General features: G+C 66.2%; 1 protein-coding gene. It reads right to left on the bottom strand.

Annotation, left to right across the window (positions count from 1 at the left end; all coding sequences use genetic code 11):
• Positions 1-284 (bottom strand): ABC transporter permease subunit (locus tag EN859_RS37450; protein ID WP_135913763.1); only part of this gene is annotated, 284 nt, incomplete at both ends.

Consider the following 284-nt stretch of genomic DNA (forward strand, 5'->3'; position numbering starts at 1 on the left):
GCACCAGCGCCACCATCAGCGGCCCGGCGAGATAAGGCAGGATGACGAAGCGGAAGCGGTTGAAAGGTCCCGCGCCGTCGACGAGCGAGGCGGCGGTGATGTCGCGCGGCACCGCTTGGAGAGCGGCAAGCGCGATCAGCGCCACCAGCGGAAAATTCTTCCAGCAATCGGCGACGATCAGGGCCGCCAGCGCCGTTCCCGGCTCGCCCAGCCAGGAACGGTAGGCGTCGATGAGATGCAGTTGCGTCAAGGCGGCGTTCAGCGCGCCATATTCGGGATTGTAG

The organism is Mesorhizobium sp. M00.F.Ca.ET.216.01.1.1, from assembly GCF_004010325.2.
In the GTDB taxonomy this organism is placed as follows: Bacteria; Pseudomonadota; Alphaproteobacteria; order Rhizobiales; family Rhizobiaceae; genus Mesorhizobium.